Source organism: Acidobacteriota bacterium, assembly GCA_018268895.1.
GTDB lineage: Bacteria > Acidobacteriota > Terriglobia > Terriglobales > Acidobacteriaceae > Edaphobacter.
Map to the genome: position 1 here is coordinate 1,137,788 of JAFDVP010000001.1, position 22,018 is coordinate 1,159,805.

General features: G+C 61.3%; 15 protein-coding genes. 12 read left to right on the forward strand and 3 right to left on the reverse strand.

The window, feature by feature from the left end; all coding sequences use genetic code 11:
* The first annotated feature begins 383 nt into the window (after positions 1 to 383).
* The 7 genes from JSS95_04930 (at position 384) to JSS95_04960 (ending at position 7,940) form a co-directional block, all read left to right on the forward strand.
* Complete coding sequence (locus JSS95_04930; protein ID MBS1799152.1) at positions 384 to 1,391, forward strand: 4-hydroxy-3-methylbut-2-enyl diphosphate reductase; 1,008 nt, start codon at positions 384 to 386, stop codon at positions 1,389 to 1,391.
* A 32-nt stretch (positions 1,392 to 1,423) separates the two neighbouring features.
* Positions 1,424 to 3,457, forward strand: a complete 2,034-nt coding sequence (gene shc / locus JSS95_04935; GenBank protein MBS1799153.1) for a squalene--hopene cyclase — start codon at positions 1,424 to 1,426, stop codon at positions 3,455 to 3,457.
* A 31-nt stretch (positions 3,458 to 3,488) separates the two neighbouring features.
* Entirely contained in the window at positions 3,489 to 4,619 is a 1,131-nt protein-coding gene (hpnH, locus tag JSS95_04940; GenBank protein ID MBS1799154.1) for an adenosyl-hopene transferase HpnH, read from the forward strand.
* 5 nt (positions 4,620 to 4,624) lie between these two features.
* Positions 4,625 to 5,071 carry a hypothetical protein gene (locus JSS95_04945; GenBank protein MBS1799155.1) on the forward strand — a complete coding sequence of 149 codons (447 nt, stop codon included), beginning with the start codon at positions 4,625 to 4,627 and terminating at the stop codon, positions 5,069 to 5,071.
* Positions 5,072 to 5,133: 62 nt separating this feature from the next.
* The gene (locus JSS95_04950; protein ID MBS1799156.1) at positions 5,134 to 6,144 is read left to right on the forward strand and encodes an NAD-dependent epimerase/dehydratase family protein; all 1,011 of its coding nucleotides are present in this window, start codon (positions 5,134 to 5,136) and stop codon (positions 6,142 to 6,144) included.
* Positions 6,141 to 6,857, forward strand: a complete 717-nt coding sequence (locus JSS95_04955) for a nucleoside phosphorylase (GenBank protein MBS1799157.1) — start codon at positions 6,141 to 6,143, stop codon at positions 6,855 to 6,857. The genes JSS95_04950 and JSS95_04955 overlap by 4 nt, the downstream gene beginning before the upstream one ends.
* A gap of 36 nt (positions 6,858 to 6,893) precedes the next feature.
* Complete coding sequence (locus JSS95_04960) at positions 6,894 to 7,940, forward strand: zinc-dependent dehydrogenase (GenBank protein MBS1799158.1); 1,047 nt, start codon at positions 6,894 to 6,896, stop codon at positions 7,938 to 7,940.
* A 145-nt stretch (positions 7,941 to 8,085) separates the two neighbouring features.
* On the opposite strand, the gene JSS95_04965 is transcribed toward JSS95_04960, so the two are convergent.
* The 3 genes from JSS95_04965 to JSS95_04975 all read right to left on the reverse strand — a co-directional run bounded on the left by JSS95_04965 (position 8,086) and on the right by JSS95_04975 (position 13,432).
* Positions 8,086 to 9,534, reverse strand: a complete 1,449-nt coding sequence (locus JSS95_04965; protein MBS1799159.1) for a sigma-54-dependent Fis family transcriptional regulator — start codon at positions 9,532 to 9,534, stop codon at positions 8,086 to 8,088.
* Positions 9,527 to 12,478 carry a PAS domain-containing protein gene (locus tag JSS95_04970; protein ID MBS1799160.1) on the reverse strand — a complete coding sequence of 984 codons (2,952 nt, stop codon included), beginning with the start codon at positions 12,476 to 12,478 and terminating at the stop codon, positions 9,527 to 9,529. Before JSS95_04970 ends, JSS95_04965 begins: the two co-directional genes overlap by 8 nt.
* A gap of 246 nt (positions 12,479 to 12,724) precedes the next feature.
* Positions 12,725 to 13,432 (reverse strand): alpha/beta hydrolase, encoded by a 708-nt coding sequence (locus tag JSS95_04975; protein MBS1799161.1) that lies wholly within the window; start codon positions 13,430 to 13,432, stop codon positions 12,725 to 12,727.
* 80 nt (positions 13,433 to 13,512) lie between these two features.
* On the opposite strand from JSS95_04975, the gene JSS95_04980 reads away from it, so the two are divergent.
* From JSS95_04980 to JSS95_05000, 5 genes are all read left to right on the forward strand, one after another.
* Positions 13,513 to 14,556 (forward strand): M20/M25/M40 family metallo-hydrolase, encoded by a 1,044-nt coding sequence (locus JSS95_04980; protein MBS1799162.1) that lies wholly within the window; start codon positions 13,513 to 13,515, stop codon positions 14,554 to 14,556.
* A gap of 174 nt (positions 14,557 to 14,730) precedes the next feature.
* Entirely contained in the window at positions 14,731 to 18,264 is a 3,534-nt protein-coding gene (gene dnaE / locus JSS95_04985) for a DNA polymerase III subunit alpha (GenBank protein ID MBS1799163.1), read from the forward strand.
* A 236-nt stretch (positions 18,265 to 18,500) separates the two neighbouring features.
* Positions 18,501 to 19,385 (forward strand): acetyl-CoA carboxylase carboxyltransferase subunit alpha, encoded by an 885-nt coding sequence (locus JSS95_04990; protein ID MBS1799164.1) that lies wholly within the window; start codon positions 18,501 to 18,503, stop codon positions 19,383 to 19,385.
* A gap of 27 nt (positions 19,386 to 19,412) precedes the next feature.
* Positions 19,413 to 20,447: a CPBP family intramembrane metalloprotease gene (locus JSS95_04995; GenBank protein ID MBS1799165.1), complete on the forward strand. Its 1,035-nt coding sequence runs from the start codon at positions 19,413 to 19,415 to the stop codon at positions 20,445 to 20,447.
* Positions 20,448 to 20,605: 158 nt separating this feature from the next.
* Positions 20,606 to 21,853: a hypothetical protein gene (locus JSS95_05000; protein MBS1799166.1), complete on the forward strand. Its 1,248-nt coding sequence runs from the start codon at positions 20,606 to 20,608 to the stop codon at positions 21,851 to 21,853.
* Positions 21,854 to 22,018 lie beyond the last annotated feature (165 nt).

A 22,018-nucleotide genomic window follows, 5' to 3' on the forward strand; every position in this document is an offset into this window, starting at 1 on the left:
GCTTGTCCGCACATCTCCCCGGCGGTCTCCCGCATCTGAGCTAGGCAGCCGGTTTATGGAGGGACCCACTCATGGCTGTAAATCCCCAGAAATGCGCCACTCCCGGTTGCAACTGCATGGCTCAACAAGGATCGAAGTACTGCTCAACCCAATGCGAAGATGCGAAGAAGTTCATGACGCTGCGGTGTCAGTGCGGGCATCCCGAGTGTACGCACTGAACCATCTGAAATACGTGGTTCCCTGAAAATGTCTTCCACGATGCGCCAGTGCCGGCTAAAGTATTGCAGAGGTGTGGTTTGACGAAATATGTCAACTGCGTTTTTGCACCATGGATGGTTCAGTGCAAAAGGCATTTCCGCGGCTAAACGCGGTATACTTTACTGGTGACCACTACGACCCTTGATTACGCTGCTGTAACAGACGGCGGCACTTCCGCGACAACCAAGCGCGTCCTCCTTCTCAAGCCTCGCGGCTTCTGCGCCGGTGTTGTCCGCGCGATCGATATCGTCCAGATCGCCCTCGACACCTTCGGCGCACCGATCTACGTTCGCAAAGAGATCGTGCATAACAGCTACGTCGTCAACGACCTGGCCAAGAAGGGCGCCATCTTCGTCAACGAACTCGACGAGGTTCCTGAAGGTGCGCGCGTGATCTACTCCGCACACGGGGTGTCCCCGGCCGTGCGTCAGCGCGCAAAAGACCGCGGCCTGAAGGTCGTCGACGCCACCTGCCCGCTCGTAACCAAGGTTCATGTCGAGGCCATCAAGTTCGCCAAGCAGGGATATTCGCTGGTTCTCGTCGGCCATCGCGACCACGAAGAGGTGGAAGGCACGCAGGGCGAGGCCCCGGACGTCACCCAGGTCGTCTCCAGCGTCCAGGAGGTTGAGGCGCTCGTGGTTCCCGATCCCGACAAGGTTGCCTATCTCACGCAGACGACGCTCTCGCTCGACGAAGCAAAGTACATGATCGACGCGTTGAAGAAGAAGTTCCCCAACATCGTCGGCCCGCACGCGCAGGACATCTGCTACGCCACGGAGAACCGGCAGACCGCGGTCAAGAATGTTGCTCATGGAGCAGACGTCGTGCTCGTCGTCGGTTCGCGCAACAGCTCGAACTCGAACCGCCTGGTGGAAGTCTCAAAGAATCTTGGCACTAACTCCTACCTGATCGACAAGGCGGAAGACATTCAGCCCGAGTGGCTCGATGGCGTTGGCACCGTCGCTGTCACAGCCGGAGCTTCTGCGCCCGAGGTTCTCGTGCAGGATGTTGTTGGCTATCTGCAATCGAAGGGGTATGGCTCAGTCGATGAAGTTGAGGTCATGCCCGAGAATGTACGCTTCGGCCTGCCCCCGGGACTGGTTCAATCCATCCAGCCCGCAGCCGCACAGTAAGCGCAGTATCGGAACTCGAGAGCCTTTTGTACATGAATAGATCTACAGGTAATCCGCAGGCGTCCGGTCAGTCGGTTCAACCTCGCTTCGGCAGGCTTGACCTTGGACTTGACCAGGTCGTCGACGGAATCCAGCGGGCAAAAGACTGGCTGTTCGGCCAGCAGCAGGCAGAAGGGTACTGGTGCGGCGAGCTCGAAGCCGACGTCATGCTCGAGGCCGACTATATCTTCATGCATACTTTGCTCGGCACCGGCGATCCCGGGAAGATGCAGCGCGCCCTGAACGAGATTCTGCGCCACCAGAATGAAGACGGTGGCTGGAGCCTCTATCCCGGTGGCCCCTCGAATATCAATTATGGCGTGAAGTCTTATCTCGCACTCAAGCTGATGGGATGGATGGCAGACCACCCGGTAATGGTCAAGGCGCGGGAGTGGGTGCTGGCCAACGGCGGCGTCACTGAGTGCAACACCTTCACCAAGATATATCTCTGCGCGCTTGGCCAGTACGACTACGACGCCGTACCCGCGGTTCCTCCAGAGATCGTTCTCTTTCCAAACTGGTTTTACTTCAACATCTACGAGATCTCCTCATGGTCGCGCGGCATTCTCGTACCGCTTTCGATCATCTACGCGAAGAAGCCGTTCAAGAAACTCGCGCCTGAGCAGGGGATCGACGAACTCTTCGTCGGCGGCAGGCAGAATGCAAACCTTCATCTGAAGTGGGACAAGAAGAACCCCATCAGTTGGCGGAACTTCTTCCTCTTCACCGACCGCATGGTTCACTGGTTTGAACGAGTCCACATTCGTCCTCTGCGCACGATGGCCATTCGCAAGGCAGAGAAGTGGATGCTCGAGCGCTTCGAGAAATCAGACGGCCTGGGCGCAATCTACCCGGCCATGCTGAACTCGATTGTCGCCCTGCGCTGCCTCGACTACTCCCTCGACGATCCGCAGATGATTCGCGCCATGGATGAGTTCGAGAACCTTGGCATCGACTGCCCCGAAGGTACGCCTGACTACCCGACGCCGACCTTCCGTATGCAGCCCTGCTTTCCTCCCGTGTGGGACACGGCACAGGCGATGTACGCGCTGGGCGAGGCCGGAGTCCCGCGCAACGACCCGCGGATGCTCAAAGCCGCCGACTGGATTCTCTCCAAGGAAGTCCGCACCAAGGGAGACTGGGCCGAAAAGGTCAAGAATGTCGAGCCGGGCGGCTGGTACTTCGAGTTTGACAATGAGTTTTATCCGGATGTCGATGATACCGGGCAGGTTCTGATGGCCTTGAACTGCGTCGACAATCCCCGCGAGCGTTATCAGTACGAGGTCTCGCAGCGCGCCATCAACTGGATCTGGGCCATGCAGTGCAAGAACGGCGGCTGGGCCAGCTTCGACAAAGACAACACGAAGATGATCTTCCAGTACATCCCCTTCGCCGATCACAACGCTATGCTCGACCCGCCGACGGTCGACATCACCGGCCGAATGATCGAGATGCTGGCGCAGTACGGCTACACCCGCAAAGATCCGCGCGTCGAAAAGGCCGTTCAGTTCATCCTAAGGGAGCAGGAGCCTGACGGAAGCTGGTTTGGCCGCTGGGGAGTCAACTACCTCTACGGCACCTTCCTTGTCCTGCGTGGCCTTGAAGCCATGGGGATGTGGAACCACGAACCCGCCATCCAGCAGGCTGCGGAGTGGATTCGCATGGTGCAGAACACGGACGGCGGATGGGGCGAGACCTGCGGGACCTACGACGACCCCAACCAGCGCGGTATCGGGCCAAGCACACCGTCGCAGACGGCATGGGCAGTCCTCGGGCTTTTGGCTGCTGGCGACACCCGCTCCGACTCCGTGGCCAAGGGCGTTCGCTGGCTGATCGAACGCCAGCACGGCGACGGAAGCTGGGACGAACTCGTGCCCGGCCGCAACGGCGAGAGCTACTACACGGGAACAGGTTTTCCCCGGGTCTTTTATCTCGGATACCACCTGTACAAGCAGTACTTTCCGTTGCTCGCATTGACGACTTACGATCGCGCGATGAAGCGCGAGGCGGCAGAACAGGTCGCATAAGAAGTAGAGAACTTTCTGGAGGAACACCCGAATGGCGGTACCGGTCTCACAGGCCTGGACGGTTGCAACCTACGTGCTGAAGCAGAAGCTGGCGGGACGCAAGCGCTACCCGCTCGTGCTCATGCTCGAGCCGCTCTTTCGCTGCAACCTCGCCTGCGCGGGCTGCGGCAAGATTCAGTATCCGGCGCACATCCTCAAGACAGACCTCTCGCCAGAGGAGTGCTTCAAGGCAGCCGAAGAGTGCGGCACACCGATGGTCTCCATCCCCGGCGGAGAGCCGCTGCTCCATCCGCAGATGCCGGAGATCGTCGCTGGCCTGGTCGCCCGCAAGAAGTACGTCTACATGTGCACCAACGCTCTGCTGCTCAAGGAGAAACTGCACCTCTTCAAGCCGTCGAAGTACCTCTCCTTCTCCGTGCACCTCGATGGCGAAAAGGAGCACCATGACTTCTCCGTCTGCCGCGAGGGCGGGCACGACATCGCCATGGAGGGCATCCGCACCGCCGTCGCCGCAGGATTCCGCGTCACCACCAACACGACGCTCTTCGACGGTGCTGATCCGAACAGCGTGCGCCGCCACTTCGACCAGCTTATGGCCGCGGGCGTCGAGAGCATGATGGTTTCGCCTGGCTACACCTACGACAAGGCGCCGGACCAGAACCACTTCCTCGGCAAGGCGAAGTCGCGCCGTCTGTTCCGCGCCATCCTCTCCAACCGAAAGAAGTCCTGGGAGTTCAACACCCACCCCCTCTTCGCCGAGTTCCTGATGGGCAAGCGCAACTTTGAGTGCACGCCCTGGGGCATGCCGACCTTCTCCATCTTCGGCTGGCAGAAGCCCTGCTACCTCCTCCAGGACGGCTACGCCGACTCCTTCAAAGAACTGATGGAGACGACCGAGTGGTCCAACTACGGCGCAAAGAGCGGCAACCCGCAGTGCGCCAACTGCATGGTCCACTCCGGCCACGAGGCCTCAGCGGTCGACTACAACTTTGGCACACTAAAGGGATTCATCGAAACCGCGAAGGCCTACATGTTCCCGTCGACCTATCCTGACCAGGAAGCGGAGAAGCTGCTCAACGAGTGGAAGCCGGCGCACGCGATGCCGCTGGTGCAGATTCAGGGCGCAACGAAAGACCAACTGCAGCCGGTCTCGGGAGACTAAGCACGATGGCGACAGAGCAGCAGGAACACCTCAAGATCGAGCAACTGCGTCAACAAAGTGCCGACGAGATCGAAACCATCGCGGGTCGCGAGAAGGAGAACCTCGAGGGATGGATTCCCACCCTCGCCTCCGACGCCGAGATTCGCGAGGCCCTTGAAAAAGCCTTCGACTACCGCGGCGACGTGACCATCACGCGCAAGGACGGCTCAAAGATCGAGGGCTATCTCTTCGACCGCCGCTCCGGCACCTCGCTCAGCGACTCCTTCGTCCGCGTAATCCCCTCCAACGAGAGGACGAAGGTCAACGTCAGCTACTCCGACATCGCTGCGCTTGCCTTCACGGGCCGCGACAATGCCGCGGGCAAGACCTTCGAGGCCTGGGTGAAAAAGTACTGGGAGAAGAAGGCCGCGGGCGAAAAGAACATCCAGATCGAGCCTGAAAAGCTGGACTAAGAACGGCGCCGGGCCATAGATTTTTCCACCGGCCGGCAGTAATCCACCAGGGACAACCGCACGTGCGCGTATTCATTACTGGAGCCACAGGCTTTGTAGGTTCTCACGTAGCGCGCAGGTATGCCGCCGAGGGCGCGCGCCTTGTCCTTCTCACGCGTTCAACCAGCCGGACAGACGCACTGGCGGGGCTCAACGCAGAGATCGTCACCGGCGATCTCCGGCAACCCGAGGGCCTACGCTCCGCTCTCAAAGGCTGCGACGCTCTCGTCCATGTCGCAGCGGACTACCGCCTTTGGGTCCGCGACCCCCAGCAAATGTACTTGGCCAATGTCGACGGCACCCGCGAGTTGCTGCGCCTGGCCCGCGAGACCGGCGTCCAGCGTGTCGTCTACACCTCCAGCGTAGCCACGATGGGCTTCAAGTCCGACGGCACCATCGTCGACGAGGACACGCCCGTCTCGCTTGCCGACATGATCGGCCACTACAAGCGCTCGAAGTTTCTCGGCGAACAGGAGGCCATCAAGGCCGCCCGCTCCGGCCAGCATGTCATGATCCTGAACCCGACAACCCCCATCGGCCCCGGGGACATCAAACCTACTCCTACAGGGAGAATTATCGTCGACTTCCTCAATAAGAAGTTTCCCGCCTACGTCGACACCGGCTTGAACCTCGTCGATGTAGACGAGGTTGCACGCATGCACGTCGCGGCGCTCGACCATGGCACGCCCGGCGAACGCTACATCCTCGGTGGAGAGAACCTGACGCTCAAGCAGATCCTCGACCGCATGTCGGCCATCACCGGCCTGCCGTCACCCACCATGAAGGTCCCTCACGCCGTTGCCATGGCCTTCGCCTTCTTTGACGAAACAATCACCGGCAAACTGCGCGGCAAGGAACCGCGCGCCACCGTTGAAGCTGTCCGCATGGGGAAGAAGACGATGTTCGCTTCTTCTGCCAGGGCCGAACGCGACCTTGGCTTCAAAGTCCTCCCCATCTACAACGCATTGCGTTCGGCCATCGACTGGTTCGTCGAGCATGGATATGCCCCAAGATACGGCGGTCCAGCGGTATGAGGATCGCGATCGTCGCTGCGCTCCCCGGCGAGTTGAAACCGCTTGTGCGCGGATGGGAGAAGCATTCCTCCGGGACGAAAGGTGTCTCCATATGGAAGTCATCTCAGAACGGTGACGAGCTGATCGCCGTCTGCGGAGGCATGGGCGCCTCCGCGGCCACGCGCAGCTTCGCCGCAGCCGAAATGCTCGGCGCTCCCGATTTGGTCTTGTCTGTCGGCTGGGCCGGCGCGCTCGATTCAGGAATGCGCACGGGCCAGTGTTACATTCCCTCTGCGGTGGTCGACGTCCAGACCGGTGAACGCTTCCAGATGGCCGAGGGAGGCCGACAGTTGCTGCTCGCAACCACTCCACAGGTCGCTGACAGGGATGAGAAGCGAAGGCTCTGGCGCAGCTATGGCGCTGCACTTGTCGATATGGAGTCCGCAACGATCGCTCGTCTTGCGCAGATTCGCCAGATTCCGCTCTGCTGCTTCAAGGCGGTCTCCGACGGCCCCGACGCACGCCTGCCCAACCTCAATCGCTTCATCGACGGGCAGGGGCAGATGCGGATGGCGTCGTTCCTCGCCCACGTCGCCCTCCAGCCACGGTTCTGGAAACCCTTGGCCAGACTGGGAAGAAACAGTGGCCTGGCCGCCGATGCGCTCGCGGAGAAGATAAACAAGTTCCTGCTGGAAAAGAACGTCCAGCGAACAAACAGAACGGGAGCAGTCTAGAGCTTGAGCGACGAAACTATCGCAGTGCCTTCCACCATGCGCGCCGCCGTCTATCGCGGCATCAATGACGTCCGTGTCGAAACGATCTCCGTACCTGAGATCGGCCCCGGAGAGGTGCTGGTAAAGATCCACACCTGCGGAATCTGCGGGACCGACCTCAAAAAAATCCACACCGGCTCACACTCCGCTCCCCGCGTCTTCGGACACGAGATGGCCGGCACCATCGCGGCTGTCGGCGAAGGCATCACGGGCTTCAAGGTCGGAGACCGCGTCATGGCCTACCACCATATCCCCTGCGGTGAATGTTTCTACTGCCGCAAGCACACCTTCGCCCAATGCGAGACCTACAAGAAGGTCGGCTGCACCGCAGGCTTTGCGCCCTCGGGCGGCGGCTTCGCCGAATACATTCGCGTAATGGACTGGATCGTGCGCCGAGGCCTGGTGAAGATCCCAGACGGCGTCCCCTTTGAGCAGGCGGCCTTCATCGAGCCGGTCAATACCTGCTACAAAGCCATCGACATGCTCAACCTGCAAACGGATGAAACTGTGCTGGTCATCGGGCAGGGGCCGATCGGGATCCTGCTCGCCGCACTGGCCAAGCGAACCGGAGCAACCGTACTGACGAGCGACCTCTACCCCGAGCGCCACGCCGTCGCGGCAAAGTTCGGTCTCAACCACCCTCTCGACGCCCGTGGTGACGTGGTGGCCGCAGCAAAAGCCGCCACCGAAGGCCGAGGCGCCGACGTTGCACTGGTCGCCGTGGGAGGCAACGCCCTGATCAAGGTGGCAATGGATGCCATCCGTCCCGGTGGCCGCGTCATGCTCTTCGCCGCTACGCAACACGGCGAAGCCCCGTTCGACCCCGCTGCTGTTTGCATGGACGAGAAGACGCTCATGGGCTCCTACAGCGCCTCCGTTGCCATCAACGACGACGTCGCACAGCTAGTGCTAGAGGGCTACAACGAAGGCTTCGACCTGACACAGCTCATCTCGCACCGCTTTTCAGTCGAGGACGCCGTAGCCGCCATCGATCTGGCCTCAAACCCACAGCCCGATTCGATGAAGATCGTCATCCAGTCCTAATGTCCAGCCTGGGTGAAGATCGTCATCCAACAGTCCAGCGAGGTGTCATTCCGAGCGGAGCGCGAAGCGCATAGTCGAGCAATTCCCGCATTCCGCTCGCACCGGAACAAATGCCCGTGCAGGTCAACTCGCTGGGATCAACCCCTCAATCCCTATTGCGCTTCTTGATCTCAACGTTGAGTCGTTTGATCTTCTGGTTCAGCGTCGACAGCGGAATGCGAAAGTGTTCCGCCGCCTCCGTCTGGTTCCAATGGCAGCGCTCCAGCCTGTCGGTAATGATGCGCCGCTCGATCTCTTCCATCAGGTCAAACAGGGAAGCGTCCGGCTGATGCTCCAGCATGCTCGCCGAGTAGCTGCTTCCGGTAAGCTGCGCCGGCAGAAGCTCCGGCGGAATCACCTTGCCGGTCGACAGCACGACGCCGCGCTCCATCGCGTTCTCCAGCTCGCGAACGTTCCCCGGCCACTCATAGTCCATCAGAATGCGCATCGCCTCAGGCGAGAGCGTGCGTTCCTCCATGCCATTCTCGTTGCCATAGAACTTCAGGAAGTGCGCCGCCAGCAGCGGAATGTCCTCGCGCCGCGATCGAAGCGGCGGCAGCTCCAGCGTAATCACGTTGAGCCGGTAGAAGAGGTCCTCGCGGAACCGTCCGGCCTTCACCGCCTCCTGCAGATTGACATTGGTCGCGGCGATGATGCGGACATCGACCTGGATCTCCTGCGTCCCGCCCAGATGCATAAAGCGCCGGTCCTGCAACACCCGCAGAATCTTCGCCTGCATGTCCATCGTCATCGTCCCGATCTCATCGAGAAAGAGCGTGCCGCTGTTCGCAACCTCAAACAGCCCCTTCTTCGCAGTGACGGCAGAGGTAAACGCGCCCTTGACGTGGCCGAAGAGCGTCGACTCCAGCAGCTCCGAAGGCACTGCTCCTGTGTTGACCGGCACAAAAGGCCGTTCACGCCGAGGCGAGTTTCCATGGATGGCCTTCGCGATCAGTTCCTTGCCCGTCCCGCTCTCCCCTTGGATCAAGATCGTCGAACGGCTGGGAGCGACCTGGGCCACCAGGTCGAACAGCTTCAGCATCGGCTCGCTCTTACCGACGATGTTCTCGAAGTTGTAGCGCTGCTTCAGCGTCCGCTTGAGTTGAACAACCTCTTCCTCGGCGCGATGCCGTGCAATCGCCGTGCGAATGTCGGCCAGCAGCTTTTCGTTGTCCCACGGCTTCTGGACAAAGTTCTCAGCCCCCGCACGAATGGCGTCGACCACGTTGCCCATCGTGCCAAAGGCCGTGATCATGATCACGGGAAGTGTCGGGTACATCTCGACGATGCGCGGCAGAAGGTCCATGCCGCTCTCGCCAGGCAGCGCAAGATCCAGCAGTAACAGGTCGTACGCGCTGCGTGCAAGCTGGTCCATGCCGCTGGGGCCATCCTGTGCCAGCGTCACGGTGAAACCCTCAAGCGTCAGCATGGTGTCGAGCGACTCGCGAATACCCGCTTCATCGTCGATGATTAAAATTCGTGGGCTGCCGGCGATACGGTCGGCTGCCTTGTTCGAGACTGACTCCTGCGTCGTCTCTATCGTTGTATCAGGCATGAATCGTCTTCCTGTCGGCCTCTGCTGAGGCCGGCGTTGTTACCGGGCGGCTGGCCGAGACAGGGAACTCAAGTTGGAACGCCGTTCCCACGCCGACTTCGCTCTCGACGTGAATCTTCCCAGCGTGCTCCTGCATGATGCCGTAGCTCACGGCAAGTCCCAGGCCCGTGCCCTTGTGGCCGCCCTCCTGCGGTTTTGTCTTCGTGGTGAAGAACGGGTCGTAGATGCGATGCAGGTGCTCACGCTCGATGCCCGCGCCCGTATCTTGAATCCTCACCATGACGCGCCCCCTGCTGCGGAACGTGGCGATACGGAGCGAGGCGTTCGGCATCCCGAACATGGCGTCCTTGGCGTTCAGCATCAGGTTCAGAATCACCTGTTGCAGCTTGCCGCGATTGCCGTGGATAGACGGCAGGTTCGGATCGAAGTTCGTCTCCACCCGAATCTGCGCCGTCTTCAACTGGTGCTCCAGCAGGACCAACGTATCGTGCAGCAGGTCGTTCAAATCGACGTTCGTAAATTCGCTCCCGCTTGTGCGCGAAAAGTTGAGCAGTCCGTTGACGATCTCCGATGCGCGGAATGTCTGCTGCGTAATCTTCTCAAGCACCGGCGCAAGCCGCTCATCGTCACGCATGTGCTTGGTCAGCATCTGCGCGTAGCTCGAAATCACCGCCAGTGGCGTGTTCACCTCGTGCGCCACCCCGGCTGCCAGCAGACCAATCGAAGACAGCTTCTCCGACTGCGTTAGCTGCGCCTCCATCTGCAACCGGTCGGTAATATCGTCGACCAGGATGATCCGCCCGATCGCAACAAAGTTCTTCGAGACCAGTGGAGCGATGGCGATGTTGGCCACCCGCACCTCGCCCGACGGAAGCGCAAGACGGAACTTGTACAGCGTGTGCGTGCCTTGTTCCTCGCGAACCTCGTTGAAGCGCGTGACAAACTCCGCGGGGAAGAGCGACGAGAGCGGCTGTCGCAGCGCCTCCGCGCGAGACTTGGCGAACATGACCTCCATCTGCGCGTTCCAGCTCTCCACCCTGTCTTCCAGGTCGACCGCGAAGATGCCGATGTTGATCGACTCCACGATGTTCTCGTTGAACTCCTTCAGCCGCTCGAAGTCGGTGATCTTCTGCTCCAGCCTCCGATAGAGCTGCGCGTTCTGGATTGCGATGCCGATGTAGCCGGCCAGCGACTCCAGCACCTCCATGTCCTCGCTCGTCAGAAAGTCGCCATCGTTCGTGCGGCCCAGACCGATCACCGCAACTGTGCGCGTGCCCGATCCCTCGCGGTTTGCCACACGGCACGGAAGATAGTAGTTCAAGTCCAGCCGGGCGGCGCTCAATCGCTGCGCCTCAGGCAGACGCAGCATCTGCTGCGGATTTTCGAGGAACAGGTGGTTGTTCGCGCCGGGGCGATCAAAGTCGAGAAAGCGAACATCCAGCGACCGCAGCTCGACCGGCAACATGTTCGTCAGCCCATGCGAGGTTGCCAGCTCAAACTCCGGCGAAGCCGACGGCCTGTCGTTCTCCACGGCAAGAAACACCGCAACGCGTGTGACCAGCAGCGCCTGCGGCAGCCGCTCCACGATTGAGTTGAGCAGCGCGCGCAGGTCGGTCTGCGAGTTCAGTCCGCGGCCAAACTCCACCAGCGTCTCGCGGTAGTCAAAGCGTTTCTGATCGAAGACCCTGTCCACACGCGCCTGAATCGCCTTCTTCAGCGGATCGAAGATCAACCCCGTAATGATGATTGCAATCAGGAAGCCCCACGTCCTCATGCTGGGCAGCCGCGTGTGCACCATCTCCGCCGTAATTGCGACCACGCCGAAGTACAACCCGACCAGTGCCGCCGTCGCCAGCGTGTACGTCACGCCGCGCTTGAAGATCAGGTCGACGTCCATCAGCCTGTAACGCACGATGGCCCAGGCAAACGTCAGTGGAAGGAAGACCAGCGACAGTCCAGCCAGCTTCGTCAGCACGCTCGGCACCGTGACGTCGGCCAGGTAGGGAATCGCAAGCAGCGTAAACGGCGTAATCGCCAGCAGCGTGCCTCGCGTGAGCCACTTCAGTTGCTGCCGCTCCAGCGCGCTCGTCTCCCGGCGATAGCGATACTCGAAGATCGCTGCGGCGGTCACGTAATAGAGCGCCATGTACCCCACCGAGAGCTGATCCAGCTTGTGACGCAGTATCTCCGTCGCCGACCAGTACTCGATCGCCCAGACCTGCAAGCCCACCAGCAGTGCCCCGGGAAGATACAGCGCCACGCACAGCAGACGTCTGCGCAACTTCGCCGCTGTCGTCTCAGCGTTGGAAAAGTTGACTGCGAAGTGCAGGAACAGGGCCGGCTGTAGCGCCGCCGCCGCCATGTTGCCCCAGTAGATCACCCAGTCGAAGGGATCCAGCTCCGTCGTGTACTTGAAGGAGTACAACACGAACGAAACCAGGCAGAAGACGTAAAAATGCGTCGCCTTCGGCGCCGTCCACCGCCTGAAGAGCACATAGATCCCGATACACAGGTAGACCAGCGCAATGAAGCGCAGACCCTGATTGATCGAGCGGTCCGTCGGCTCAAGAATGACCTGGATGTCGAGCTTGGTTGCGTCCTTGAGCCCGTCAACTCCAGGCGCTGGACGCAGAATCGAGTAGGTGGCATGGGCCCAGATGCCGCTCCGGAACATCTCCCGAACAAAGGGAGCCGTGCGCGTCACCGGTCTCTCGTTGATCCCCACCAGTACATCGCCGGTACGAATGCCCCCCCTGTCTGCGGGCGATCCCCCGGGAACATGTCGAGCGACCAGACCGCCGGAGCCCTCGATCCACGAGACGCCGTCCGTAGGAACCTCAAAGCCGCTCTCGCGGTTCAGGTTCAGCATCGCAAGTACGCAGGCTCCCAGCGTCACAACAGCCAGGGCCACTGCCAGGATGCGTGTTTGGGCGGCGTTCTTCATGGGCCTTCAATCAACAAATATGCACCTGACGTGCCAAACGTGCTAGACAGTAGCCGCAAGGGTTCGACGCAATCGGGCCGTGCATGATTCTATGAAAAATCATATCGCATTCTTTGAATCACATATTGTTCAAACCATGGTAGCTACCAGAAGTCAGCGTCTTAATCACTTCATAAGCCTCTGCTTCGAGTCGACGATTTGCAATACAAATTTTAGACGGCCGAAATATTTCAATTAGCGCAGAGCTCACACGCCGCTACCCGGCCCAAACATCTCGCCGAGCCATCCACGCATCGCGTCTTGCATCTTGTCCAGCTTCGGCCCGGGAGACGACGCGGTCCCCTGAAAAAAGTGCTCCGCGCCTTCGACCCATACCAGCCGCTTCGGCTCCGCAGCCTTTAGCAGCATCGGTTCGACAGCTACCCGGGGGCCGTACTGGTCCTCCGTTCCGCTGATAAAGAGCTTTGGCTGGGTGCAGTTTTCCAGAAACTCGTAGCTGTAGCTGCGCCCCTCGGCACGGTAGGGAACCCCAAGTCCAACGATCCCCAGGACCCGAGGGTCGCCGCACCCAGCCTGCATCCCCACGAACGAGCCGAACGAGAACCCCGCAACCAGCACCGGAAGTTGCAGCTTCGCGTCCAGCCAGTCCAGCGCGGCCTTTGCGTCTCCAACCTCGCCGCGCCCATGGTCGAACTCCCCTTCGCTCAACCCCACCCCGCGAAAGTTGAAACGGAGCACAGGCAGGCCCATGCCCGAGAAGACCTTCATCGCGTGATACACCACCTTGTTGTGCATCGTCCCGCCACCCAGCGGATGCGGGTGGCACACCAGCGCGGCATAGCGCGCATCGCCGCGGCCGCCATTCAGGATCGCTTCGAGCTTTCCTGCGGGACCGTTGAGGTCTTCGATGGCTTGCACGGAAGGTCGCACGGTAGAAGATATTGCATCCGTCATCGTCTACTCAGTCTAGCGAGAAAAAGACTGCTCGCGTCCAGCATTACGGACATCGCCGGGCCATATCGTATTCTGAACCTATGCCTGTTGACCCAATCCAGCTCACCCGCCAGCTCGTCGATATCGAATCCACGACATATCACGAGGGACGGGCCGGGGCCTTTCTGCATGAATACCTTCTCTCCCAGCGCTATAGCGTCGAGCGTATGCCTGTCGCCCAGCCCGAACTTGCCCTGACTCCCGGCGCGGGTGATGGCGAGCGGTTCAACGTCTACGCCGCAATGGCCGGCACCATGCCCGACGTCGTCCTCTCTACTCACTTCGACACCGTGCCGCCATTCTTCGGCTGCACCGAGGACGACGAGTTTCTCTACGGCCGAGGAACCTGCGACGCCAAAGGCATCCTCGCCGCGCAGGTAGCCGCCGCCGACCGTCTCCGCGAGGCTGGCGTCAAAGTCGGCCTCCTCTTCGTCGTCGGCGAAGAGCGCGACTCCGCCGGCGCCATCGTCGCCAACCAGAACCCGCGCGGATCGAAGTTCCTCATCAACGGCGAGCCCACGGACAACCGCCTCGCCCTCGCTTCTAAAGGTGCTCTCCGAGTTGAACTGCGCGCCAAGGGGAAGATGGCCCACTCCGCCTACCCTGAGCTGGGAGACTCCGCGGTCGACAAGCTCGTCGAGGCACTCCACGGTCTTCTTGCCATGCCTCTCCCCGTCGAGCCTGACCTGGGAGAGTCCGGCGCCTCGACCATGAACATCGGCCTCATCGAAGGAGGCCGCGCCCCCAACGTCATCGCCGACAAGGCCGAGGCGCACCTTCTCATCCGCCTCGTCAGCCCTGCAGACGAGACCAAGCAAAACATCCTGAAGATCGTAGGCGACCGCGCCGACGTCACCTTCTCGCTCGAGCTGCCATTTGTGCGCATGCGCAGGATTGACGGCTTGCCGACCATGGTCGCCAAGTTCACCACCGACATCCCCTCGCTCACCAACTGGGGCGAGCCCTTCCTCCTCGGCCCCGGCTCCATCCACGTCGCGCACACCCCCAACGAGAAGATCGCCAAAAAGGAGCTGCTCGAAGCCGTCGACCTCTACTACAACCTCGCCACTAGCCTCGTCGGATAACTGTTCGGCTTCCACAGGCGTCATTCTGAGCGAAAGCGAAGAATCCCTGTATCTCTCTCGTTGTGTCACGAAGTCAGGAAGTAGCGACGCACCTCAACCATCCATGAACCCACACCGATACACCGGCTATTTGTGACGAGTTTTCCTCACTCGGTGGAGGCTTAACATAGAGCTATGGCCGCCGAGTTCACTCACCTCCATCTGCATACGGACTACTCTCTCCTCGATGGGGCCTGTGACGTCGACAAACTCGCCGCGCACCTGAGCAAGATCGGCCAGACCGCCGCGGCCATGACCGACCACGGCAACATCTTCGGCGCCGTCCACTTCTTCGATGCCATGAAGAAGAAGGGCATCAAGCCCATCCTCGGCTGCGAACTCTACCTCTCCGAGACCGCCGACCACCGTGACCTATCCGGCGGCTACAACCACTTCCTCGTCCTCGCCGAAAACGAAGAGGGCTACCGCAACCTTGTCCGACTCACCAGCGAGGCCGCGCTGCACGGTTTCTATCGCAAACCGCGCGTCTCCAAGGAATTCCTGTCGAAACACACCAGGGGCCTCATCGCCTTCTCTGGCTGTCTCGCCGGCGAGCTCAACCAGCACCTGATGGCCAAAAAGTACGACGAGGCCAAAAAGACGGCTGGCGTCTTCCAGGACATGTTCGGCAAGGACAACTTCTTCCTCGAGGTGCAGGACCACGGCCTCGAGCCCGACAAGCCCGTCCGCGAAGCGCTCTACCGCATGGAGAAGGACCTCGGCATCCCGCTCATCGCCACCAACGACTCGCACTACGTCGCCAGCGACGACTCCCGCGCCCACGAGATCCTGCTCTGCGTCCAGACCGCGGGCTCGATGAACGATCCCAACCGCTTCAAGTTCGACACGCAGGAGTTCTACATCAAGTCGGCCGACGAGATGCACACTCTCTTCGCCGACAACCCCGAGGTCTGCACCCGCACCATGCAGTTCGTCGACCGCTGCAATCTCAAGCTCAGCGCGGTCGACAACCCGTTCCCCGAGTTTCCCGTCCCCGAGGGCTACGACCTCTACAGCTACTTCGAACAGGTCTGCCGCGACGGCCTCAAGAAGCGTCTCGAGACTACCGTCGCTCACCTCCGCGCCAACGGCCTGCTCAAAAAATCCATCGCGGACTACGAAGCCCGTCTCAACCGCGAGCTCGACTGCATCAAGCAGATGAAGTTTCCGGGCTACTTCATGATCGTTTGGGACTTCATCCGCTACGCCAAGGAGCAGGGAATCCCCGTAGGCCCGGGTCGTGGCTCCGCCGCCGGATCGCTCGTCGCCTATGTCATGGAGATCACGGACATCGACCCGCTCCAGAACGAGCTGCTCTTCGAGCGGTTCCTCAACCCTGAGCGCGTCTCCATGCCCGATATCGATATCGACTTCTGCATGAACCGCCGCGGCGAGGTCATCGACTACGTCAAGCGCAAGTACGGCAACGATCAGGTCGCGCAGATCATCACCTTCAACACCATGGCCGCCAAGGCCGCCATCAAGGATGTCGGCCGTGCGCTCGAGATGCCCTACGGCGAGGTCGACCGCATCGCCAAGATGATCCCCGCGACCATCGGCATCACCATCGATCAGGCCCTCGCCGACAAAGGCCCTCTCTCGCAGGCCTACGAAGCCGACCCCAAGATCAAGGAACTGATCGACACCGCCATGCGCCTCGAAGGCCTCGTGCGCGGAGCCGGCGTCCACGCCGCCGGCGTCGTCATCGCGCCCAAGCCCCTCACCGAGCTTGTCCCCGTCACCCGCACCAAGGACGAGGCCACAGTCACCGCCTACGACATGAAGGCCGTCGAGAAGATGGGCCTCCTCAAGATGGACTTCCTCGGCCTGACGACGCTCACCGTCATCGACGACTGCCTCAAACTCATCAAGCAGACGACCGGCGAACTCCTCGACCTGACCAAGATCCCGCTCGACGACACGAAGACCTACGAGCAGGTTTTCCATCGCGCGCTCACCTCCGGCGTCTTCCAGTTTGAATCCGGCGGCATGCGCGACGTGCTGCGCCGCTACAAGCCCATCACCGTTGAAGACCTCACCGCACTCAACGCGCTCTACCGCCCGGGCCCAATCCAGGGCGGCATGATCGACGACTTCATCGAGCGCAAGTGGGGCCGCCGCGCCGTCGAGTACCTCCTTCCCGAATTGGAAGATCTCCTCAAGGAAACTCTTGGCGTCATCGTGTACCAGGAGCAGGTCATGCAGATATCCTCCGCCATTGCGGGCTACTCGCTCGGCGGCGCAGACCTCCTCCGCCGCGCCATGGGGAAAAAAGATCCCGAAGCCATGGCGAAGCAGCGCGATTTGTTCATGCAGGGAGCTGCGGAACGGAAGCACCCAAAGGAAAAGGCCGGCCAGCTCTTCGACCTGATCCTCCAGTTCGCAGGCTATGGCTTCAACAAGTCGCACTCCGCCGCCTACGCTCTTCTCGCGTATCACACCGCATGGCTCAAGACGCACTATCCGGTCGAGTTCATGGCCGCGCTGCTCACCTCCGAAACCTCCAAGCCCGAAAACGTCGTCAAGTACATCGGCGAGTGCCGCGAGATGAACATCCCCGTCGTTCCGCCCAACGTGCAGATGTCGGACGCGAACTTCACCCCCGTGCGCAACGAGCAGGGAAGCGCCATCGGCTTCGGTCTCGCCGCCATCAAGAACGTCGGCCACAACGCCATCCTCTCCATCCTCGAGGCGCGAAGCGCGTTGCACGCAGAAGGGAAGCAGGGCTTCAGCTCTCTCTGGGAGTTCTGCGAGAAGGTCGACCTCTCGCGCCTCAACAAGCGCGTCCTCGAATCGCTCATCAAAGCCGGCGCCATGGACGCCTTCGGCAACCGCGCGCAGACCACCGCCGCGCTCGACTCCGCCATGGAGCGCGCGCAGAAGGCCCAGCGCGACGCCGCCTCCGGTCAGCACGGCCTCTTCGGCATCTTCGACTCAGACGTCTCCTCAAGCAAATCCGCCGACACACTGCCCGCTGTCCCCGAGTGGGACGAGCACACGCGTCTGCAAAACGAGAAAGAGGTCCTCGGCTTCTTCGTCTCCGGCCACCCCATGGACAAGTACCGCGAGAAGCTGCGCAACATCAAGGTCGTCGACACCGCCACCGCCGTCGAGATGAAGCCCGAGCCCCAGGTCTTCCGTCGCGGCCGCGACGAATCTCCGCAAAATGAGATTCAGATCGCAGGTGTCATCACCGGGCTCAAGGTTGCCAAGTCCAAACGCTCCGGCGAACTCTACGCCCAGGCCGCACTGGAAGACACCACCGGCAAGATCGAGTTGATCGCCTTCCCGCAGTCCTACGAAAAGCTCGCCGAAAAGCTAAAGATCGAGGTCCCCGTCCTCGTGCGCGGCGTACTGCGCGGCGAAGAAGACTCCGCTCCCAAGCTGGCCATCAGCTCCATCCAGGCGCTCGAAGACGTCAAGATCAAGCTCCCCGAGGCCCTCCGCATCAAGGTCCCGCTGCACAACCCCGATGCCGCGCTTCTCGAAAAACTTCACGACATCCTCACCTCCATGCCAGGCAAGGGAAAACTCCTGCTCGACCTCGAAGAGCCCGGCGAGTTCTGCGCCGTCCTCGAACCCGCCGGAGTCATGGTCGCCGCCGACCGCCTCTTCATCGACCGCGTCGAAGAGCTCGTCGGCCAGGGCGGCGTCCGTGTCATCAGCTAACCGAACCGGTTGATACGACGTCATCCCCAGCGAAGCGCGCCACCTCACTCACCGTGTCATTCCAGGCGAAGCCGCTCCTGCGGTATAGAAGTGTCATTCCGAGCGAAGCTGAGGAATCCCCGCATTTTTCTCCGGGGGACGCCGGAAACTCCCCGGGTTGCAACTACCCCTGAACCCCGGCAAGACGCAAACCACCGGGAACGGTACAATCAAAGTCGAGAATTCCTGACTTCGATATGGCAGAACATCAGACGAGCAAAGCCGGTCATTCATCAGCCGGGGCACATGTACCGGAGGCCTGGATCAAGACCGAGCTGGCCCGCCACCCGCAGCGCCCTTATCCCATGGACTTCATCGAGGCAATCTTCACCGACTTCAGCGAGATTCACGGCGACCGCGCCTTCGGCGACGACCAGGCGATGTCTGCCGGTATGGCGTGGTTCCACGGCGAGCCCGTCATGGTCATCGGCAATCTTAAGGGCCGCACACTCAAGGAGCGTGTCGCCCGCAAGTTCGGCTCGCCCGATCCAGAGGGCTACCGCAAGGCCCTCCGCGCCATGAAGGTTGCCGAAAAATTCGGCCGCCCCATCTTCACCTTCATTGATCTCGCCGGTGCCTACCCCGGCATCGGCGCTGAGGAGCGCGGCCAGGGCGAGGCCATCGCACGCAACCTCATCGAGATGTCGCGTCTCCGCGTCCCCACCATTGCCACCATCACAGGCGAAGGTGGCTCCGGCGGAGCACTGGCCCTCGCTGTAGCCGATCGTGTCCTGATGCTCGAGAACTCCATCTACTCCGTCATATCGCCGGAAGGCTGCGCCTCGATCATGTGGAAGGACGCCAACAAGAAACAGCAGGCCGCCCAGGCGCTCAAGTACACCGCCTCCGACGTCCAGCTCATGGGCTGCGTCGACGACGTTCTCGCCGAACCCGAAGGCGGCAGCCAGAACGACCCGACCCTCGCCTTCAGCATCGTCGACGACCGCCTCCGCCATCACCTCGCCAGCCTGCGCACGCTTTCGATCGACCAGATGCTCGAAGAGCGCTATCGCAAGTTCCGCAACATCGCCCAGTTCTACACCAGCGACTCTGCCTTGCCCGCCGCTGCCTCAGGCATCTAACAGACCGCAATCACGGAGCATCGACCGTTGTCCGCGCCCGATTCAACTACAACACACGAGCGAACCGGAAGGGCCTTTTCATCCGCGCTCGTCCTCGCGGCGCTCGCCTGGTCGTTCTCCTCGCGGCTGCTCTCCGCAAGCTCGGCGCTCGGCATCACCAACCGCCTCAATATCGATTGGGCGGCGCCGCTGCTCGCCGCGCTCTTCCTCGTCTTTCTGCTGGCAGTCGGCTACTCGCTGCTCGATATCCTCTCGCGCAAACCCGCGTCCGGGCGTCAGGCACTCGGACTCCCCAATCGCCCCACCGCGCTGCGCGAGTGGCTGACCGGCGCCGCCGTCGGCTGGGGAATCGTCACCTTCACCGTACTCCCCATGGCGCTCGTGGGCGACCTCCACGTCGGCTTTTGGTTCAGCTCCGACGCACTGCGGCCCTTCCTCATCGGCCTCGCCACCATCGCCGTGGGAACCCTGGCCGACGAGGCCATCTTTCGCGGCTATCCCTTCCGACGGCTCATCGACGCAACCGGCCCTGTCACGGCCACCATCGTCATGTCTTTGCTCTTCGCCCTCCGGCATCTGCTCCACTTCGGCGCAGGAGGGCTGGCTTTCGTTCTCTCTATCCTCACCGGCGTCGTCTTCTCCGTCTCCTGGTTCAGGACGCACGGTCTCTGGATGGCCTGGGGTATGCGCTTCGCGTGGACAGCGAGCATGGGCGTTCTCTTCGGCCTCCCTGTCTCGGGCACCGTCGACAACTCGACGATCATCCAGACCGCAGCGATTGGCCGAGGATGGTTCACCGGAGACGACTACGGCCCCGAGGCCTCCATCGTCCTCCTCTTCGCGCTCATCGCCGGACTCATCGTCCTCGTCCGCGTCACGCGCGACTACGCATGGAACTACACTCACCCTCCCGTCGTCCCCGGAGGCTACCCCATGGACATAGCGCCTCCGCCCGCTCACACCGCCATGGAGCAGTCCGTACAGGCCCGCGAGCCCGCCCTCATTCAGATACTCCCCGCAACTCCACAGGGCCGCTCCACGACAGACGATCCTGCATCGTGAAGCATTTATGTAATCAACACATTTGAGAAACATCTTGAGCGAAGCGTAGCGGCGTCGAAGGGATCTGCGTTTTGACAACTGAGTGACAAAACAACACCGCCTCCCGCTTGTCAAAAGCTTGGCGAAAGGCGCAAGCTTGTCTATATCTGAGGTGCTTTATGGGACGCACGCACAGATGGGTTCTCCTCACAGGTTGTCTGGCTCTCTTCGCTCCCGCGCTCCGGGCGCAGGTCTTCGTCGTGGGCGAAAAGACCGCGACCGCCGACATCTCGACTGCCTTCAAGGCGACCAATGTACTTCTACCCACCGACAAACTGACCGAGCGTGGCCGCCGCGACCTCGTCCGCAACCTCGAGGCCGAGCAGGGATTCGCGCATCGCGCCCTGCCAGTCGCCGTCATCACGCTCAAGGCCAACGGCGATCTCAGCCCCGGCCCCGACAAGTACCGTCAGATGATCTTCGAGAAGGGACAGGCAGCAGCACCCGGCGACCGTGTCGTCATTACTGCGCTCACCATCAAGGGTAACGAGATCACGCTCGATCTCAATGGCGGCCCCTACGCAAAGCATCGCTTCCTCTCGCATATTCAGCTCAACGATGCTCCCACCGCAGTCACCAATCCCGAGCGGCCTATCGGCTCCCGTATCACCCTCGTCTTTCCCAACGGAGTTCCGGAGATCTCCGCGCCTGAGGTCAAGGCTCTCCTCGAGCCAGTCATTGACTTCGGGGTAAAGACCGGCGACCAGGCCTACGCCGACACGCTCCCGCCGCATCTCCGCGATGCCATCGCCGCGCACGAAGTTCTCGTCGGCATGAACCATCGCATGGTGCTTGCATCACTCGGAGCGCCTGAGAGCAAGGTTCGTGAACAACAGAGCGGCGACCCCAATGGCGCGCGCTACGAGGAGTGGATCTATGGCCACGTCCCACAGACTGTGAAATTCGTCCGCTTCGTCGGCGATCGCGTTACGGTCGTCGAGATCGCCGCGCTGGGAAAGCCCGTTGAGATCCACGACAAGAACGAGCTCGACGGATCGGAGCTTCCCACCAACACCCGCGAGGTCGCGATGGGCGACCGTGCTCCTGCAAAAGAAGGCGAAGACCCTGCCGCCGCTCCCAAGCCTCCGTCGCTTCGACTCCCCGGCGAGGCTGCACCCGCCAACACACAGGGTAAGGTGCAGTATCCGGTCGACAAAGACAAGTCGGCATCAAGGTCTGCTGATCGTCAGCCCATACCGGCCGCACCCGGTTCTTCTGCCGATACAACGGCGAACGATCCTCAGCAGCCGGCGTCACCCATTCCCGACGCATCACAGTCGGGCACCAGCCCCTATCCACAGCAGACCCAGCCGGGAAGTTCCTACCCACAGAACACAACACCAGGGCAGACGCGACGAACGCAGTAGCACCGACTGGAACCCGGCCCACACAACAGATGTCATCGCAACCCGGAATCGTGTAAAATTATCGGGAAGCAACGACCGCAGTTCTTCTCCTGAAGATTTTTTCCGAGGGTAACCTCCCGGACAATCCTGAGAAGTACCCGGATGCCCTTGAGCATCAGGCATTCC

Bases quoted from the DNA above. Each gene is read 5' to 3' on its own strand.
- shc (MBS1799153.1), top strand. From the start codon at position 1,424: ATGAATAGATCTACAGGTAATCCGCAGGCGTCCGGTCAGTCGGTTCAA.
- hpnH (MBS1799154.1), top strand. From the start codon at position 3,489: ATGGCGGTACCGGTCTCACAGGCCTGGACGGTTGCAACCTACGTGCTG.
- JSS95_04945 (MBS1799155.1), top strand. From the start codon at position 4,625: ATGGCGACAGAGCAGCAGGAACACCTCAAGATCGAGCAACTGCGTCAA.
- JSS95_04955 (MBS1799157.1), top strand. From the start codon at position 6,141: ATGAGGATCGCGATCGTCGCTGCGCTCCCCGGCGAGTTGAAACCGCTT.
- JSS95_04960 (MBS1799158.1), top strand. From the start codon at position 6,894: ATGCGCGCCGCCGTCTATCGCGGCATCAATGACGTCCGTGTCGAAACG.
- JSS95_04965 (MBS1799159.1), bottom strand. From the start codon at position 9,534: ATGCCTGATACAACGATAGAGACGACGCAGGAGTCAGTCTCGAACAAG.
- JSS95_04970 (MBS1799160.1), bottom strand. From the start codon at position 12,478: ATGAAGAACGCCGCCCAAACACGCATCCTGGCAGTGGCCCTGGCTGTT.
- JSS95_04975 (MBS1799161.1), bottom strand. From the start codon at position 13,432: ATGACGGATGCAATATCTTCTACCGTGCGACCTTCCGTGCAAGCCATC.
- JSS95_04980 (MBS1799162.1), top strand. From the start codon at position 13,513: ATGCCTGTTGACCCAATCCAGCTCACCCGCCAGCTCGTCGATATCGAA.
- dnaE (MBS1799163.1), top strand. From the start codon at position 14,731: ATGGCCGCCGAGTTCACTCACCTCCATCTGCATACGGACTACTCTCTC.
- JSS95_04990 (MBS1799164.1), top strand. From the start codon at position 18,501: ATGGCAGAACATCAGACGAGCAAAGCCGGTCATTCATCAGCCGGGGCA.
- JSS95_05000 (MBS1799166.1), top strand. From the start codon at position 20,606: ATGGGACGCACGCACAGATGGGTTCTCCTCACAGGTTGTCTGGCTCTC.